We start from the raw sequence: 597 nt of genomic DNA on the forward strand, positions 1-597 counted from the left end.
GGGCAGACTTGATGATGGTTTGGAGCAGTCTGGTTGATGAGATTAGGATTGTGGAAATTAGGAAAGACAGACTGGTTATGATGCGTTTAAGTGTTAGGGCAGTTGATTTGGTAGATGCATGCACTAGAATTGTTATTGCTGTAAGAATTGAATTTAGTATACTACAAGTGTGGAAAGTAGTTTTGTGATAAAGATTGGAAAATAGTTTAGTGGTGATTATTCCAATTTTAGTGCACACATTTAGGATAGTGAGGATGTTGAGGAGGACAGTTGCGGTCAGGAGTCGGATTCGGGCGATTTTGGTATTGAGAAGTTCTACTGGGTCATATACTGTTACAACTACTGGTTTAAATGTTGTTTTAGAGTAGTCAAAATATGCAGTCGAATATGTGTTTTGCTGATTGATGCCTAGTTCATTGACGAGATTTGTTATTGTTTGACTACTTGTGGTTTGTTGAGGAAGTGGTAGTTGTTGCTTGTAGGGCTTTGACTTGTTTGTTTTGGATGTTGGTTCTACTGTGACTGATTGAATGCCACATGTTTTGATGAGTTTTAGAAGTTCCGAGTCAGACTTGACTGTTGGTGTGGGGTCGGGTG

The 597-nt window shown here is 39.2% G+C and carries 1 protein-coding gene; it reads left to right on the top strand.

Annotation, left to right across the window (positions count from 1 at the left end):
• Window positions 1–188, top strand: a 188-nt coding sequence (locus tag E8E91_RS00005; protein ID WP_280374011.1) for a hypothetical protein, incomplete at its 5' end; no start/stop codon positions are given.
• Window positions 189–597 lie beyond the last annotated feature (409 nt).

Origin of the sequence: Pseudomonas sp. BN515 (assembly GCF_029873155.1) — a bacterium.
Classification (GTDB): domain Bacteria; phylum Pseudomonadota; class Gammaproteobacteria; order Pseudomonadales; family Pseudomonadaceae; genus Metapseudomonas.